Origin of the sequence: Nocardia cyriacigeorgica, from assembly GCF_005863245.1 — a bacterium.
In the GTDB taxonomy this organism is placed as follows: domain Bacteria; phylum Actinomycetota; class Actinomycetes; order Mycobacteriales; family Mycobacteriaceae; genus Nocardia; species Nocardia cyriacigeorgica_C.
This window is the reverse complement of sequence record NZ_VBUT01000001.1, coordinates 1-16,166: the sequence shown is the minus strand read 5'-3', so window position 1 is coordinate 16,166 and position 16,166 is coordinate 1. Positions and strand designations below refer to the sequence as shown.

At 67.2% G+C, this 16,166-nt stretch carries 17 protein-coding genes; all 17 read left to right on the top strand.

Going from position 1 to position 16,166, the window contains the following annotated elements; genetic code table 11:
- Window positions 1-755: 755 nt before the first annotated feature.
- The 17 genes from rpmE (at window position 756) to murA (ending at window position 15,738) form a co-directional block, all read left to right on the top strand.
- The gene (gene rpmE, locus FEK34_RS00085) at window positions 756-986 is read left to right on the top strand and encodes a 50S ribosomal protein L31 (RefSeq protein WP_014349400.1); all 231 of its coding nucleotides are present in this window, start codon (window positions 756-758) and stop codon (window positions 984-986) included.
- Window positions 987-1,083: 97 nt separating this feature from the next.
- On the top strand, window positions 1,084-2,154 hold the full coding sequence (prfA, locus tag FEK34_RS00080; protein WP_014349401.1) for a peptide chain release factor 1: 1,071 nt from the start codon (window positions 1,084-1,086) through the stop codon (window positions 2,152-2,154).
- A 118-nt stretch (window positions 2,155-2,272) separates the two neighbouring features.
- Window positions 2,273-3,145 (top strand): peptide chain release factor N(5)-glutamine methyltransferase, encoded by an 873-nt coding sequence (prmC, locus tag FEK34_RS00075; protein ID WP_138445855.1) that lies wholly within the window; start codon window positions 2,273-2,275, stop codon window positions 3,143-3,145.
- Between the two features lie 127 nt (window positions 3,146-3,272).
- Entirely contained in the window at window positions 3,273-3,938 is a 666-nt protein-coding gene (locus FEK34_RS00070; RefSeq protein ID WP_138445854.1) for an L-threonylcarbamoyladenylate synthase, read from the top strand.
- Between the two features lie 54 nt (window positions 3,939-3,992).
- A complete protein-coding gene (locus tag FEK34_RS00065; protein ID WP_283206575.1) occupies window positions 3,993-5,174 on the top strand; it encodes an MraY family glycosyltransferase in 1,182 nt (393 codons plus the stop codon).
- A gap of 33 nt (window positions 5,175-5,207) precedes the next feature.
- The gene (locus FEK34_RS00060; RefSeq protein WP_104362171.1) at window positions 5,208-5,672 is read left to right on the top strand and encodes a hypothetical protein; all 465 of its coding nucleotides are present in this window, start codon (window positions 5,208-5,210) and stop codon (window positions 5,670-5,672) included.
- 238 nt (window positions 5,673-5,910) lie between these two features.
- Complete coding sequence (gene atpB, locus FEK34_RS00055) at window positions 5,911-6,759, top strand: F0F1 ATP synthase subunit A (protein ID WP_138445852.1); 849 nt, start codon at window positions 5,911-5,913, stop codon at window positions 6,757-6,759.
- A 76-nt stretch (window positions 6,760-6,835) separates the two neighbouring features.
- The gene (locus FEK34_RS00050) at window positions 6,836-7,081 is read left to right on the top strand and encodes an ATP synthase F0 subunit C (protein WP_011207590.1); all 246 of its coding nucleotides are present in this window, start codon (window positions 6,836-6,838) and stop codon (window positions 7,079-7,081) included.
- A 5-nt stretch (window positions 7,082-7,086) separates the two neighbouring features.
- Window positions 7,087-7,647, top strand: coding sequence for a F0F1 ATP synthase subunit B (locus FEK34_RS00045; RefSeq protein WP_036533801.1), 561 nt, complete (start codon window positions 7,087-7,089; stop codon window positions 7,645-7,647).
- Window positions 7,648-7,666: 19 nt separating this feature from the next.
- A complete protein-coding gene (locus tag FEK34_RS00040) occupies window positions 7,667-8,476 on the top strand; it encodes a F0F1 ATP synthase subunit delta (protein WP_138445851.1) in 810 nt (269 codons plus the stop codon).
- A 79-nt stretch (window positions 8,477-8,555) separates the two neighbouring features.
- Entirely contained in the window at window positions 8,556-10,196 is a 1,641-nt protein-coding gene (atpA, locus tag FEK34_RS00035) for a F0F1 ATP synthase subunit alpha (RefSeq protein ID WP_138445850.1), read from the top strand.
- A gap of 61 nt (window positions 10,197-10,257) precedes the next feature.
- Window positions 10,258-11,229, top strand: coding sequence for a F0F1 ATP synthase subunit gamma (locus FEK34_RS00030; RefSeq protein ID WP_036533809.1), 972 nt, complete (start codon window positions 10,258-10,260; stop codon window positions 11,227-11,229).
- 25 nt (window positions 11,230-11,254) lie between these two features.
- Window positions 11,255-12,703 carry a F0F1 ATP synthase subunit beta gene (gene atpD / locus FEK34_RS00025; protein ID WP_138445849.1) on the top strand — a complete coding sequence of 483 codons (1,449 nt, stop codon included), beginning with the start codon at window positions 11,255-11,257 and terminating at the stop codon, window positions 12,701-12,703.
- 6 nt (window positions 12,704-12,709) lie between these two features.
- Window positions 12,710-13,087: a F0F1 ATP synthase subunit epsilon gene (locus tag FEK34_RS00020; RefSeq protein WP_138445848.1), complete on the top strand. Its 378-nt coding sequence runs from the start codon at window positions 12,710-12,712 to the stop codon at window positions 13,085-13,087.
- Between the two features lie 246 nt (window positions 13,088-13,333).
- Window positions 13,334-13,756, top strand: coding sequence for a DUF2550 domain-containing protein (locus tag FEK34_RS00015; RefSeq protein WP_036533836.1), 423 nt, complete (start codon window positions 13,334-13,336; stop codon window positions 13,754-13,756).
- A gap of 43 nt (window positions 13,757-13,799) precedes the next feature.
- Window positions 13,800-14,393, top strand: a complete 594-nt coding sequence (locus FEK34_RS00010) for a cob(I)yrinic acid a,c-diamide adenosyltransferase (RefSeq protein ID WP_138445847.1) — start codon at window positions 13,800-13,802, stop codon at window positions 14,391-14,393.
- An 85-nt stretch (window positions 14,394-14,478) separates the two neighbouring features.
- A complete protein-coding gene (gene murA / locus FEK34_RS00005) occupies window positions 14,479-15,738 on the top strand; it encodes a UDP-N-acetylglucosamine 1-carboxyvinyltransferase (RefSeq protein WP_138445846.1) in 1,260 nt (419 codons plus the stop codon).
- Window positions 15,739-16,166: the final 428 nt, after the last annotated feature.

The following is a 16,166-nucleotide window of genomic DNA, read 5'->3' as shown; positions in this document are numbered from 1 at the left end:
AACCGCTGCGTGGCGGTGAGCACGGCCTCGAGGGCTCCACTCCGGTGGGGCCCTCGAGCCGTTTCCGGGGCGGCACGCGAGCTACGCGTCCCGCGGACCGGGGCGGGGGAGAAGAACACGACGCCGATGGCGGCGGCCCCCGCGATCAGAAAGGCCAGAATCAGCGCGGCGCCGTCGAACGAGGTGCGCCGCGAGGCCGCCGTCAGGGCGGTGTCGGATGCTGGTGCGTGCTGTCGCTGCTTGTCCACCGGGTAGGCCGGTGTCTGGATCTCCGTTGCGAAACCCGATACCGGCAGGTCCGGGCCCGCCGACGACGGAGAGTCCGTGCCACCCGGCGCGGCGAACCATCCCGCCGCGACAGCCACGACCAGTGCGACCAGCACCGCGAAGGCCACACGGTTGTTCATCCGGCTGTTCACAGGATCTCCTTTCCATGTCTCGGCACGCCGACGTGCATCGGATTCCAACACTATGAACGGAGCTGTTCGTATTCTTGAGTAGCCGACTACCCGACTTCAGGGTTCCTCGAGTGCGGCCGGTGCGCGTCCCCCCACTTCCTGGGGCGATAGCGAAGGGGGATCACTGACCGGGGAACAACCGGGCCCGCGGGGGCGTTCGATAGACGTGTCGGTGAATCTGGCATACTGGATCGCCGTGCGTCCGCGCTGCTCGCGGACAATCCCGCCTAGTCGGCTCCGGTTCACGTTCGACGCCATCCGCGCGAGCGACCCGGCGCCATTTTCGAGAGGACACCCATGAAGGCAGGAATCCACCCGACCTACGTCGACACCACCGTCGTCTGCGGTTGCGGCAATACGTTCCAGACCCGTTCCACCAAGGAATCCGGTCACATCACCGTCGAGGTCTGCTCGCAGTGCCACCCGTTCTACACCGGCAAGCAGAAGATCCTGGACACCGGCGGCCGCGTGGCCCGCTTCGAGGCCCGCTACGGCAAGCGCGCCGAGAAGAAGGCCGACTCCAAGTAGCTTCCTCGCCGACGCCCGGTCCTGCCCAGCAGGCCCGGGCGTCGGTGTTTTCTCGGCCCGACCACCGACAACGAACACGCACGAGAGGAAGCCGACCGTGACCCAGCCGTCCGCGATCGACGACATCCTGGCCGAGTACGCGGGCTTGGAGACCCAGCTCGCCGATCCGGCGCTGCACAACGACGCGGGCGCGGCCCGCCGCGTCGGTAAGCGGTTCGCCGAGCTCGCGCCGGTGATGTCCACCTACCGCAAGTTGAGCGCGGCTCGCGACGATCTGGCCGCCGCGCGCGAGCTGGCCGCCGACGACGCGGCCTTCGCCGCCGAGGTCCCCGAGCTGGAGCAGCAGGTGAGCGAGCTGGAACAGGCCCTGACCGACCTGCTGGCCCCGCGCGACCCGCACGACGGCGACGATGTGGTGCTCGAGGTCAAGTCCGGCGAGGGCGGCGAGGAGTCCGCGCTGTTCGCCGCTGACCTGGCCCGCATGTACGTGCGCTACGCCGAACGGCACGGCTGGAAGGTCGAGATCCTCGACGCCACCTACTCCGACCTGGGCGGCTACAAGGAAGCGACGTTGTCGATCAAGAGTCGCGACGCCGCCCGCGACGGTGTCTGGTCGCGGTTCAAGTTCGAGGGCGGGGTGCACCGGGTGCAGCGGGTGCCGGTGACCGAATCGCAGGGCCGGGTGCACACCTCCGCGGCCGGCGTACTCATCTACCCCGAGCCCGACGAGGTCGAGCAGGTGCAGATCGACGAGACCGATCTGCGCATCGACGTCTACCGCTCCTCCGGTAAGGGCGGCCAGGGCGTCAACACCACCGACTCCGCCGTCCGCATCACCCACCTGCCGTCCGGCATCGTGGTGACCTGCCAGAACGAGCGTTCCCAGTTGCAGAACAAGGCCCGCGCCATGCAGGTGCTGGCCGCGCGGTTGCAAGCGCTGGCCGAGGAGCAGGCCGAGCAGGAGGCCGCGGCCGGACGGGCCAGCCAGATCCGCACCGTCGACCGCTCCGAGCGCATCCGCACCTACAACTTCCCGGAAAACCGCATCGCCGATCACCGCATCGGTTTCAAGGCGCACAACCTCGACGCGGTGCTCGACGGCGATATGGACGCCCTGCTGGACGCGCTCGGCAAGGCCGACCGCGAAGCCCGCATGGCCGCGGAGTGACGTCGCCGCATGTACCGACCGGGTCGCGCCGGGCGTAGGCGGCCCGCGTGACTATGAAGGTGACCGGGTCGGGCCGAAGAGTGCACGCCATGCCCCGCCATCGGGCAGAGTCGAGACCATGACCCGCACACCGTTGCGGCCCGCGATCCTCGAGGCCGTCGACACACTGCAGGCCGCGGGCGTCCCGAGTCCGCGGGCCGACGCCGAGCAGCTCGCCGCCCATGTGCTCGGCGTGCCGCGCTCGCGACTGCTGCTCGCGCCCCTGCTCACCCCCGAGCAACTCGCCGAACTGCGCGAGCTGGTGCGGCGGCGGGCGCAGCGAATCCCGTTGCAGCACTTGATCGGCCGCGTGGCGATGGGACGGATCGAACTCGAAGTCGGCCCGGGAGTCTTCATCCCTCGGCCGGAGACCGAGCTGGTGTTCGCGTGGGCACTTGCACATCTGGAGGCCGTGCGCCACGATCACGCGCCCGTCGTGGTGGATCTGTGCACCGGTTCCGGCGCGCTGGCCCTCGCCATCGCGCACGCCAGGCCGGACGCCGAGGTGCACGCGGTCGAACTCGACCCGGCCGCCCTGAAATGGGCCAGGCACAACGCCGACCTCCGCATCGCCGCCGGCGACACCCCGATCACGCTGTACGCCGACGACGCCACCGACCCCACGCTGCTCACCGAGCTGAACGGCCGGGTCGACATCGTGGTGTCCAATCCGCCCTACATCCCGGTCGGAGCCGAACTCGACCCCGAGGTCGCCGACCACGATCCGCACCGCGCCCTGTTCGGCGGCCCGGACGGCCTCGACGTCATCCGCGGCCTCGTCCCGACCATCGCCCGCCTGCTGCGCCCCGGCGGCGGCACCGCCATCGAGCACGACGATTCCAACGGCTCCGCACTCGCGGCCCTGCTCACCGGAACCGGTGCGTTCACCGAGATCACCGAGCATCCCGATCTGGCGGGCAAGCCACGCTTCGTGGCGGCGGTGCGCAGCTGAGGCAGGGGACCGCACGCAGGGGTTTGCTGCGCGCCGCCGGGTCATGGTTTGCCCGTGGCGCGTGGCGGATTCGCGTTCTACCCGGGGGCCGACGGCGCCGCGACGACCGCGTGACAGGATGGGTCCCGTGAGTACCGTCTACGACTGCGCGGATCCCGACTCGCGCGCCGCCGGACTGTCCGCCGCGACCAGCGCCCTGAAATCCGGGCGGCTCGTCGTCATGCCCACCGACACGCTCTACGGCATAGCCGCCGACGCGTTCGACAGCCAGGCGGTGGCCGAACTACTCGCCGCCAAGCGGCGCGGGCGCGATATGCCGGTACCGGTGCTCGTCGGTTCCTGGCACACCATCGACGGGCTGGTGTTCTCGGTGCGTCCGCAGGCCAGAGACCTGATCCAGGCGTTCTGGCCGGGCGGGCTGAGTCTGGTTGTGCAGCAGGCGCCTTCGCTGGCCTGGGACCTCGGCGACACCAGGGGCACGGTGATGCTGCGGATGCCGCTGCATCCGGTCGCACTGGAACTGCTGCGCGCCGTCGGCCCGCTGGCGGTGTCGAGCGCCAACGTCTCCGGGCAGCCGCCCGCCACCACCGCCGCCGAAGCCCGCGCCCAGCTGGGTGAACATGTCGGGGTGTACCTCGATGGAGGTCCCGCCGAGCACGCGATCGCCTCGACCATCGTCGACCTGACCGCCGACCAGCCGCGCATCCTGCGCGAGGGCGCGGTCTCGGTCGCCGATATCGCCGAGGTGCTCGGTATGGCGCCCGAGGCGCTGTCCGGGCCCGCTGCCCGGTGACCGAATGGCCGATCGGATGAGCGGGCGGTATCGCGAGTGATCGCGGTGCACGCATTGGGAAGTTCCGGTGCCGTCGTCCCGCTGCGCGAGCTGCTGCTCGTGCTGCTGGTGTCCACGGTGGTGACCTTTCTCGCCACCGGCGGGATCCGGGTGCTCGCCATCGGTTTCGGCGCCGTCGCGGTGCCGCGCGAACGTGATGTGCACGTCAAGCCGATCCCGCGGATGGGCGGGGTCGGCATGTATCTGGGCGTGGTCGCCGCGGTGCTGTTCGCCCACCAGCTGCCCGCGCTGCGCCGCGGCTTCGACTACCGGCCCGATATCGCCGCGGTGCTGGTCGCGGCGACGATCATCGTCGCGGTCGGCATCGTCGACGACCGCTGGGGCCTGGACGCGCTCACCAAATTCGCCGGTCAGGTCACCGCCGCGGGGGTGATGGCGGTGATGGGGCTGAGCTGGTACGTCATCTACAACCCGTTCAACAACGAGACCGTGGTGCTGGACGGGTTGCAGAGCGCGCTGGTGACGGTCGCGGTCGCGGTGACGCTGATCAACGCGATGAACTTCGTCGACGGCCTGGACGGCCTGGCCGCCGGCCTCGGCCTGATCTCCTCGATCGCGGTATTCGCGTTCTCGGTGGGGCTGCTCACCGAACAGGGCGGCTCGGTCGACACCTACCCGCCCGCGCTGCTGGCCGCCGCGCTGGCCGGCGCCTGCCTCGGCTTTCTCCCGCACAACTTCTCGCCGGCCCGGATCTTCATGGGCGATTCCGGCTCGATGCTGATCGGATTGGTGCTGGCCGCGGTGTCGACCAGTGCGTCCGGGCGCATCCCGCTGACGGGCTACGGCCCGCGCGACATCGTCGGTCTGCTCTCACCGCTGCTGCTGGTCGGCGCGGTGATGTTCATCCCGGTGCTCGATCTGCTGCTGGCCATCGTGCGCCGGGTGCGGGCCGGGGTCAGCTTCTCCACGCCCGACAAGATGCACCTGCATCACCGGCTGCTGCAGATCGGCCACTCGCAGCGGCGTGTGGTGCTGCTCATCTATTTGTGGGTCGGTGTGCTGGCCTTCGGGGCCGTCGGCACCTCACTGATGGACCGGCGCGTCGTGGTGCTGCTGATGGCGGGCGGATTGGTCTTCGCCCTGGTCGCGACGGCGGTTCCGGGATTGCGCCGGGAACGCGCGGCCGCCGCCGAACACACCGAGCATCCGGGTGAGCCGACCGAGCCCGCCGGATGAGCGCATCGGCGCAGGACAATCGGCACGGGTAGAGTGCGGCTCGTGAGTTCGACACCGTACACAGACCCAGGCCCCGACGCTCCGCTGCGCGCCGCGCTGCGCTACGGCCTGGTCGGGCTGGTGGTGCTCACCGTGCTCGCGGTGGCGATCGCGGGTGCGGTCTCCGGCGTCTCCGGCGTGTGGGGTGCGCTGCTCGGCGCGGCCATCGGTGGTGGCTTCATCCTGACCACCGCCGCGGTGGTGCTCTTCGGCGCGAAACTGCCGCCGACCACGGCCGGATTGGTGATGCTGGTCAGCTGGGCGGGCAAGCTGCTGGTGGCCATGGTGGTTATCGCGATCTTGAATCAATTCGATTTCTACGACCGCGTCGCGCTGTTCCTCACCGTCATCGGAGCGCTGGTCATCGTGCTCGGCGCGGAGACGTACGGCGTTCTGCGACAGAAGGTTCCGTACGTGACGGTGCCCGAGCGCGAGGCCGGTCCAGGTACCGATCGGTAACAAATCGCACCCACCTACACGCTGTCGTAGATAACTTGGTAAAGTCTTGGTAAGCAAGCGACCATCGGGGGGATCACCACGATCCCGCCAGGTGCCGCTATGCTACTGCCGTGCCGGGCTCCGTTCCGGTTCTGCATGTCGACGATGTCGCCGACACACGTACAGACGCCCGAGCGGGAATGCCGCGCAGCTGCTGACGAACTTCGAGCCGACCTGAGTCGACCCACTTTGATCGTCAATGTCCGATCGAACCGCGGGAACGACCGAACCCGCGGCCCGAACACGGGAGAGAACGCTGAGCGTCACCACTTTGGCCGCGGAATTTCACGCGCCATCGCTAACCGACTTTTTCCCTCCGGCGGTGCTGTTCGAGGGAACGCCGTTCGAACTCGATCGCTTGATGCTCATTCGCATCCTGATGTCGGCGGTCCTGATCGGCCTCATGATGCTGGCCTTCCGTTCGCCCCGCATCGTTCCGCGCGGGCTGCAGAACGTCGCCGAGATCGGCCTGGTCTTCGTCAAAGAGCAGATCTGCGAAGAGGTCCTCGGCAAGGAAACCGGGCGCAAGTATTTCCCGCTGATCGCGACGATCTTCTTCACGGTTCTTTTCCTGAATTTCTCCAGCATCATCCCGTTCTTGAATATCTCCTCGAACGCGCGGATCGGTATGCCGCTGGTGCTGGCCGTCATCGCCTACATCGCGTTCAACTACGTCGGTATCAAGAAGTACGGCTTCTTCAAGTACATGCGTAGCAGCATCGTGGTGCCGAACGTGCCGCCCGCGCTGCACGTACTGCTGATTCCGATCGAATTCGTCTCGACCTTCATCCTGCGTCCGTTCACGCTGACCGTCCGACTCATGGCCAACATGCTGGCCGGTCACATCATGCTGGTGCTGTTCTTCAGCTCCACCTGGTTCTTCCTGTTCGACGCCGCCAACTGGATGAAGGTGTTCTCGCCGTTCTCGCTGCTGGCGGGAATCGGGTTCACGATGTTCGAGATGTTGGTCATCTTCCTGCAGGCCTACGTGTTTGCACTGCTGACCGCCGTGTACATCGGCCTGGCCGAACACGCAGATTCTCACTGACCGCACCAACAAATCACTGGAGACCTGCTACACCACGCCGACCGGCGGGTGAGCAACAGAAAGGGAAAGAAGACTCATGAGCCTCTCGTACCTGGCCCAGGAAGCTGCCAACGAGTCGACGCTGAAGGGCCTCGGCGCCGTCGGCTACGGCCTGGCCGCCATCGGCCCGGGCATCGGCGTCGGCATCGTCGTCGGTAAGGCGATCGAGGGTATCGCCCGCCAGCCCGAGCTGCAGGGCACCATCCGTACCAACATGTTCCTCGGTATCGCGTTCACCGAGGCGCTGGCCCTGATCGGCCTCGTCGCCGGCTTCATCTTCTGATTCCGATGTACACGATTTCTGTACTCGCAGCGGAGGGCGGAGAGGATGTGAATCCTCTCATCCCCGAAACGTACGACATCGTCTGGTCGATCGTCTGCGTCGCGGTCATCGCCGTACTGTTCTACAAGTACGTCGTGCCGCGTCTGACGAAGGTGCTCGAAGAGCGCACCGACAAGATCGAAGGCGGTATCGCCAAGGCCGAGGCCGCGCAGGAAGAGGCTCAGCAGACGCTGCAGCAGTACCAGCAGCAGCTGGCCGACGCCCGCCTCGAGGCCGCACGCATCCGTGAGGACGCGCGCACCCAGGGCCAGCAGATCCTCGCGCAGATGCGCACGGAGGCCCAGGCCGAGAGCGACCGGATCGTGGCCGCAGGCCACGCCCAGCTGGAAGCCCAGCGCCAGCAGATCCTGACCGAACTGCGTTCCGAGGTCGGCCGTACCGCGGTCGACCTGGCCGAGAAGGTCATCGGGCAGTCGGTCTCGGACGAGGCCAAGCAGGCGGCGTCGATCGAGAAGTTCCTCAGCGAACTCGACGACACCGACGCCGGCATCGGGGTCGGAAGGTAGCGACGCGAAAGTGAGAAGCATGTACGCAGCGAGCCGCGAGGCCAGCTCCCGTTCGCGGGAAGCGCTTCGGGCCGCTCTGACCGGAAGCGACAGTGTTGCCGCGACGACGGGTTCGGAACTGTTCGCCGTCGTCGCCGTGCTGGACGACCAGCGTTCGCTGCGTGTTGCGCTCGCGGACGTGTCGGTGCCCGGTTCGGCTCGCGCCGAACTGAGCGAGCGGGTCTTCGGCGGAAAGGTCAGCGTCGCCACCCAAGCGGTGCTGACCACCGCGGTGGCCCAGGACTGGTCCCGCACCGCCGACCTGGTCGACACCCTGGAGTTGCTCGGCCAGGAGGCGCTGCTGGAGTCGGCCGCCGACAGCGGCCGGCTCGACGCGGTCGAGGACGAGCTGTTCCGGCTCGGCCGGATCATCGCCGACAACCCCGACCTGGAGCAGGCTCTGTCGGATCGCGCGAAGCCGGAATCGGCGCGGCGTGAACTGATCACCCGCCTGCTGACCGGCAAGGCCGAGCCCATCACCGTCACGCTCGCCGAGCAGGCGGTGACCAGGCAGAAGACCGGCCTCGGCGTCGCCTTCGACGAGCTGTCCGACCTGGCAGCCTCGCGACGCGACCAGATCGTCGCGCACGTGCGGGCCGCGATCGCCCTGACTGCGCCGCAGAAGGAGCGGCTCGCCGCCTCCCTGCAGCGCATCTACGGCAAGCCGGTCACGGTGCACGTGCAGGTCGACGCGAGTCTGCTGAGCGGGCTCGTCGTGCGCGTCGGTGACGACGTGATCGACGGCAGCGCCGTGGGCCGGCTGGAGCGGCTGCGCCGCGAACTGGCGTAGCCCAGCTCCGCTGGCCATCAGACACAGTCGCCACATAACCCCGACATTCGAGACCATACACAGCGAGAGCAGGAAGAACATGGCGGAGCTGACGATCTCCTCCGACGAGATCCGTAGCGCGATCGAGAGCTACACCCAGAGCTACACCCCCGAGACCTCCATCGAAGAAGTCGGTGTGGTCACCGATACCAGTGACGGCATCGCGCACGTCTCCGGCCTGCCCTCGGCGATGGCCAACGAGCTGCTCGAGTTCCCGGGCGGCGTGCTCGGCGTGGCGCTGAACCTCGAGGACCGCGAGATCGGTGCGGTCATCCTCGGCGAGTTCGCCGAGATCGAAGAGGGCCAGCAGGTCCGTCGCACCGGCGACGTGCTCTCGGTCCCGGTCGGCGACAAGTTCCTCGGCCGCGTGGTCAACCCGCTCGGTCAGCCGATCGACGGCCTCGGTGAGATCGAGGCCGAAGACCGCCGTGTGCTGGAGCTGCAGGCCGCGACCGTGCTGGAGCGCCAGCCGGTCGAGGAGCCGATGGCCACCGGCATCACCGCCATCGACGCCCTGACCGCGATCGGCCGTGGCCAGCGTCAGCTGGTCATCGGTGACCGCAAGACCGGTAAGACCGCGGTCTGCATCGACGCGATCCTGAACCAGAAGGCCAACTGGGAGTCCGGCGACCCCAAGAAGCAGATGCGCTGCATCTACGTCGCCATCGGCCAGAAGGGTTCCACCATCGCCGGCGTGAAGGCCGCGCTGGAGGAGCACGGCGCGATGGAGTACACCACCATCGTCGCGGCCCCGGCCTCCGACTCCGCCGGCTTCAAGTGGCTGGCCCCCTACACCGGTTCGGCCATCGGCCAGCACTGGATGTACCAGGGCAAGCACGTCCTGATCGTGTTCGACGACCTGACCAAGCAGGCCGAGGCCTACCGCGCCATCTCGCTGCTGCTGCGTCGTCCGCCGGGCCGCGAGGCGTACCCCGGTGACGTCTTCTACCTGCACTCGCGTCTGCTGGAGCGTTGCGCCAAGCTGTCCGACGAGATGGGCGCGGGCTCGATGACCGGTCTGCCGATCATCGAGACCAAGGCCAACGACGTCTCGGCGTTCATCCCGACCAACGTCATCTCCATCACCGACGGCCAGGTCTTCCTCGAGTCCGACCTGTTCAACAAGGGTGTCCGCCCGGCGATCAACGTCGGTACCTCGGTCTCCCGTGTCGGTGGCGCCGCCCAGACCAAGGCCATGAAGAAGGTCGCCGGTTCGCTGCGTCTGGAAATGGCCCAGTACCGCGAGCTGGAGGCGTTCTCCGCCTTCGCCTCCGACCTGGACGCCGCGTCGCTGGCCCAGCTCGAGCGCGGTGCCCGCTGGGTCGAGCTGCTCAAGCAGGACCAGTACTCCCCGGTCGCCGTCGAGGACCAGATCGTCTCGATCTACCTGGTCGACGCCGGTTACTACGACTCGGTTCCGGTCGCCGACATCCGTCGCTTCAACAGCGAACTGCTCGAGGACCTGCACCGCACCGTGCCCGAGGCCTTCGACGCGCTGCAGGGTGGCGCGAAGCCGCTCGACGGTGAGGCGGCCGACCAGATCAAGGCGGCCACCGACAAGTTCAAGCAGGGCTTCCTCGCCTCCGACGGCAGCCGTGTGGTGAACGAGGCCGCTGCCGGCGAACTGGACCACGAAGAGGTCGAGTCGCTGTCGGTCACGCGCAAGCACGTCGAGAAGTAAGTCGGGCGACGACCAATGCGTTATTCGAGTCTTCTTCTGGCGAGTGAGGGGAGTGTGAACCATGGCAAGCTTGCGTGAATTGCGCTCCCGCATTCGCGGCGTGAATTCGATCAAGAAGATCACCAAGGCCCAAGAGCTGATCGCGACCTCGCGAATCTCCAAGGCCCAGGCCAGGGTCGCGGCCGCGAAGCCGTACGCGGAGGAAATCACCAAGGTCCTCGGCGAGCTGGCGAGCGCGTCGAAGAACCTGTCGCATCCGCTGCTGACCGAGCGGGCCAACCCGCGCCGCGCCGCCGTGCTGGTGATCACCAGTGACAGCGGCATGTGCGGTGGTTACAACTCCAACGTGCTCAAGCGCGCCGAGGAACTGATGACCACCCTGCGAGGCGAGGGCAAGGAGCCGGTGCTGTACGTGATGGGCAACAAGGGCCTCACGTACTACACCTTCCGCAACCGTCCGCTGGTCGCGTCGTGGACCGGGTTCTCGCAGCAGCCGAAGTACACCGATGCTTCGGCGGCCTGCCGTCACCTGGTCGACGCCTTCATGGCGGGCGCCGACGGCGAGGTGCCGCATCCCAACGGGACCGGCGACATCGCGGGCGTCGACGAACTGCACATCGTGTACACGCGTTTCGTGTCGATGTTGACCCAGACCCCTGAGGTGCGTCGTCTGGCGCCGATCCAGGTGAGCTTCGTCGACGAGAACTTCGACATGGGCGAGGACTCGTTCAGCGATTCGGCCACGGCCGACCCGCAGGCGCAGTACGAATTCGAGCCCGACGCCGATGTGCTGCTGGCGGCCCTGCTGCCGAAGTACGTCAATACGCGTATCTACGCGTCGTTGCTCGAGGCAGCGGCATCCGAGTCCGCGGCTCGGCGCACCGCAATGAAGGCGGCCACTGATAACGCCAACGAATTGGCCAGCGTGCTGCAGCGCGAAGCCAACTCGGTGCGTCAGGCCCAGATCACGCAGGAAATCAGCGAAATCGTCGGCGGCGTGAACGCGCTGGCGTCGAGCTCGGACCGCGACTAAAAGCGCAGGAAGAGAACTTATCCAAATGACCGCAGCTGTCACACAAGACAACTCGAGCCGGACCGGCGCTGCTGCAGGCCGCGTCATCCGGGTCATCGGCCCCGTCGTGGACGTCGAGTTCCCGCGTGGTGCCATCCCCCCGCTGTTCAACGCTCTGCACGCCGAGATCACCCTGGCCTCGGTGGCCAAGACCCTGACCCTCGAGGTCGCCCAGCACCTCGGTGACAACATCGTGCGCACCATCTCGATGCAGCCCACCGACGGCCTGGTCCGTGGCGCCTCCGTCTCCGACACCGGCAAGCCGATTTCGGTGCCCGTCGGCGACGTCGTCAAGGGCCACGTCTTCAACGCCCTCGGCGACTGCCTCGACAGCCCGGGCCTCGGCCGCGACGGCGAGAACTGGGGCATCCACCGCAAGCCGCCGAGCTTCGACCAGCTCGAGGGCAAGACCGAGATCCTGGAGACCGGTGTCAAGGTCCTCGACCTGCTGACCCCGTACGTCAAGGGCGGCAAGATCGGTCTGTTCGGTGGTGCCGGTGTCGGTAAGACCGTTCTGATCCAGGAGATGATCACCCGTATCGCGCGTGAGTTCTCCGGTACGTCGGTGTTCGCCGGCGTCGGTGAGCGCACCCGTGAGGGCACCGACCTCCGCCTGGAAATGGAAGAGATGGGCGTCCTCCAGGACACCGCCCTCGTCTTCGGCCAGATGGACGAGCCGCCGGGCACCCGTATGCGCGTCGCCCTCTCGGCCCTGACCATGGCCGAGTACTTCCGCGACGTGCAGCACCAGGACGTGCTGCTGTTCATCGACAATATCTTCCGGTTCACCCAGGCCGGTTCCGAGGTCTCGACCCTGCTGGGTCGTATGCCTTCGGCCGTGGGTTACCAGCCGACGCTGGCCGACGAGATGGGTGAGCTGCAGGAGCGCATCACCTCGACCCGTGGTCGCTCGATCACCTCGCTGCAGGCGATCTACGTTCCCGCCGACGACTACACCGACCCGGCGCCTGCGACCACCTTCGCCCACCTGGACGCGACGACCGAGCTTTCCCGCCCGATCTCGCAGAAGGGCATCTACCCGGCCGTCGACCCGCTGACCTCGACCTCTCGTATCCTCGAGGCGTCGATCGTCGGCGAGCGGCACTTCGCCGTGGCCAACGAGGTCAAGCGCATCCTGCAGAAGTACAAGGAACTGCAGGACATCATCGCCATCCTCGGTATGGACGAGCTCTCCGAAGAGGACAAGGTCCTCGTCGGCCGCGCTCGTCGCCTGGAGAAGTTCCTCGGCCAGAACTTCATCGTCGCCGAGAAGTTCACCGGTCAGCCCGGTTCGGTGGTTCCGCTGGAGCAGACCATCGACGACTTCGACCGCGTGTGCAAGGGCGAGTTCGACCACTACCCGGAGCAGGCGTTCAACTCCTGCGGTGGTCTCGACGACGTCGAGGCGGCCGCCAAGAAGATCGCCGGAAAGTAGTCACCGATGGCCGATATGTCAGTTGATCTCGTCGCCGTCGAACGGCTGCTCTGGTCCGGCCGGGCGTCGTTCGTCAGCGCGCAGACCACCGAAGGCCAGATCGGCATCATGGCAGGCCATGAGCCGCTGCTCGGCCAGCTGGTCGAAGGCGGCACGGTGACCATCGTCGATACCGACGGTCAGCGCATCGTCGCGGCGGTGCACGGCGGGTTCTTCTCGGTCACCGGCGACTCGGTGCGCGTGCTGGCCGAGTCCGCCGAGTTCGCCGGCGAGGTCGATATCGAGGCGGCCCGCCGGGTGCTCGCCGAAGGTACGGCCTCCGAGGAAGACAAGCGGGTGGCGCAGGGCCGGGTGCGCGCGGTCGAGCAGAACGCGCACGCCTGAGCCCGGACGCTTCGAGCGTCCAAGCGGCACAACATAATCGAATATGACACTGCCGGTGGCGATCTCGCCGCCGGCAGTGTTGTTTCGGTCGCCGCGATCGCCGAGCGGGTGGCGCTCCCGGTATGTTCGCCGACAAGCCCGCCCCATTTGTAAACTCGAGTCCGTGATTGAATGACCGGGTTCGGTCGACGGGGTGGGATTCGATCGATTCGGCGAACGAAGGGATGGACGGCATTGCACACCGGGATGGTTCTGCTGATCATTCTGGTATGCCTGCTGGTCGCCCTCGCCCTGGCCTCCACCTATCGGCTGGTGATGTTGCGCCGCGGCGGCACGGCCGCGATTCTGCGGGTGCTGCCGGCCCGCGGCGGGGAACGCTGGCGGCACGGACTGATCCGGTATGACGAGGACCGGCTCGTTTTCTTCAAGCTGTCCAGTCTCAAACTCGGTCCGGATTCGGTGATCCACCGCCGCGGTATCGAGGTCGGGGAGCGGCGCGGCCCGCGTGGCGACGAATACGACATCATGACCGACGAGATCGCGGTGATCGCGGTATCGGATGCACAAGGCAGCTTCGAGTTGGCGTTGGATCGCGGCTCGCTGGCTGCCTTTTTGTCATGGGTGGAGTCGCGGCCCTCCGATCGCGCGCGCCGGATGCGCGGGCACTGACAGCGACCGCCGACCTCGGCGCGGCAGCGTTTAAGGTGGTCGTGTGAGTGTGCATCTGACCCGGATCTATACCCGGACCGGGGACGACGGGACCACCGGGCTGAGCGATTTCTCCCGCGTGGCCAAAACCGATCCGCGTTTGATCGCCTACGCCGACTGCGATGAGGCCAACGCGGCGATCGGCGTCGCCCTCGCGGTGGGTGGTCCGTCCCCGCGGATCCGGGAGGTGCTGCGCCAGGTGCAGAACGATCTGTTCGACGCGGGCGCGGACCTGTCGACGCCGATCGTCGAGGCGCCGAAGTATCCGCCGCTGCGCATCACCCAGCCCTATATCGACCGGCTCGAATCCTGGTGCGATGAGTTCAACGAAGGGCTCGCCCCGCTCAACTCGTTCATCCTCCCGGGCGGCACTCCGTTGGCCGCCCATCTGCATGTGGCCCGCACCGTGGTCCGGCGCGCCGAGCGTTCGGCCTGGGCGGCGGTCGAAGCGCACCCCGAAGACACCGGTACGCTGCCCGCTCGGTACCTGAATCGGCTGTCGGACCTGTTGTTCATCCTCGGTCGGGTGGCCAATCCCGGTGGTGATGTGCTGTGGCAGCCCGGTGGGGGCGCCGAGTCCGCGGGCCGCGACGACTAGTTCAGTGTCTCGGTGGCCGATCGCCGGGAGCCGGTAGAGCATTATCCTTGCACTCAGTGGTGCGCCGAAGACGCGGAGAGGCGGCATGGAACGTTTTCTGGTAACTGGCGGCAATCGGCTCGTCGGTGAGGTCGCGGTCGGGGGCGCCAAGAACAGCGTCCTCAAGTTGATGGCCGCTGCCCTGCTGGCCGAGGGCACCACAACCATCACCAACTGCCCCGACATCCTCGACGTCCCGCTGATGGCGGATGTGCTGCGCGGCCTCGGCTGCGATGTGACGATCGAGGGGTCGGTCGTCACCATCGACACGCCGGCCGAACCGAAGTACCACGCCGACTTCCCTGCGGTCACCCAGTTCCGTGCCTCGGTCTGTGTGCTCGGGCCGCTGATGGCCAGGTGCAAGCGGGCGGTCGTCGCGTTGCCCGGCGGCGACGCCATCGGTTCCCGTCCGCTCGACATGCATCAGGCCGGGCTGCGTCTGCTCGGCGCGACCAGCGAAATCGAGCACGGATGCGTGGTGGCCAGGGCCGACGAACTGCAGGGTGCGCGGATCCGGCTCGACTTCCCGTCGGTCGGCGCCACCGAGAACATCCTCATGGCCGCGGTGCTGGCCGAGGGGGAGACCGTCATCGACAACGCCGCGCGCGAACCCGACATCGTCGACCTGTGCAACATGCTGGTGCAGATGGGTGCCCGGATCAACGGCGCGGGCACCTCGGTGCTGACCATCGAGGGCGTCGAGCGGCTCTCGCCCACCACACACCGGGTGATCGGCGATCGCATCGTCGCGGCCACCTGGGGCATCGCCGCCGCGATGACCATGGGCGACGTGCGCGTCACCGGCGTCAACCCGAAGCATCTGTCGCTGGTGCTGGACAAGCTGCGTTCGGCGGGCGCCCGGATCTCCTTCGAACCCGACGGTTTCCGGGTGGTGCAACCCGAACGTCCGCGTGCGGTGAACTTCTCGACCCTGCCGTTCCCCGGGTTTCCCACCGACCTGCAGCCCATGGCGATCGGTCTCGCGGCCATCTCCGACGGCACCTCGATGATCACCGAGAACATCTTCGAAGCGCGATTCCGTTTCGTGGAGGAGATGATCCGCCTGGGCGCCGACGCGCGCACCGACGGTCATCACGCGGTGGTCCGCGGCATCCCGCGGTTGTCGAGCGCGCCGGTGTGGTCCTCCGACATTCGCGCCGGCGCCGGACTGGTGCTGGCGGGTCTGGTCGCCGACGGCACGACCGAAGTGCACGACGTCTTCCACATCGACCGCGGATATCCGAACTTCGTCGAGCAGTTGCAGGCGCTGGGCGGACAGGTGCGGCGGGTCGGCGTCACGGAATGACCGGCCCGGATCGCCAGTCGGGCAAGGGAAGCGCGGAAGCCATCGCCGAAACTGCGCTGAAAACCCTTTCTGACCAGGCGATTTGACATTGCAAATGTAGCAACGTAACTTTATTCGAGTCAGAGCGACACGGACACCGACCCGGGGCCCAGGAGCTGAGCGGAAACGCTGAGCGAGAGGCCAGGGAAACGAGGTAGTACGAGGAGCGCCTGACGATCACACTAGCTGGACCGAGTACCCGATTTGCTTCGGATCTACGGCCGAGCTAAGCTGTAAAAGTTGCCTCACGGAAGCCCCAGCAAGATTCTGGTGTGGATGTGTGTGCGTGTGTTCTTTGAGAACTCAATAGTGTGTCGATGAATGTCAGTGCCAATAATGATTATTGGTTCCGGCCCCTCATACCCCCGTGTGTCGGGGTCGGACATTTT